1 protein-coding gene is annotated in these 233 nt (G+C 54.1%); it reads left to right on the top strand.

Annotation, left to right across the window (positions count from 1 at the left end; genetic code table 11):
• On the top strand, positions 1–233 hold a 233-nt coding region (locus H5154_RS24365), incomplete at both ends, for an Ig-like domain-containing protein (RefSeq protein ID WP_259398607.1).

Below are 233 nucleotides of genomic sequence, written 5' to 3'. Positions count from 1 at the left end.
GTGAGCATTACGGTCACCGATGCCAATGGCGATATACAAACCTTAACTGCCACTGTGTTGGCTGATGGCAGTTGGTCGGTGGATGTACCGACCCCGCTTGCAGAAGGCGCTTTTGTTGTTGATGCCAGCGTCACCGATGCCGCCGGCAATACCGCTAGCGACACAGAAAATGGCGGAGTGATCGATACTCTTGCGCCAACCTTTGATATTGATCCGTTGGCTGCGACGAACGA

The organism is Pseudoalteromonas sp. SR44-5 (assembly GCF_014163675.1).
GTDB classification, from domain to species: domain Bacteria; phylum Pseudomonadota; class Gammaproteobacteria; order Enterobacterales; family Alteromonadaceae; genus Pseudoalteromonas; species Pseudoalteromonas rhizosphaerae.
The sequence above is the reverse complement of the archived record's forward strand: the minus strand, read 5'-3'. Positions and strand labels throughout refer to the sequence as shown.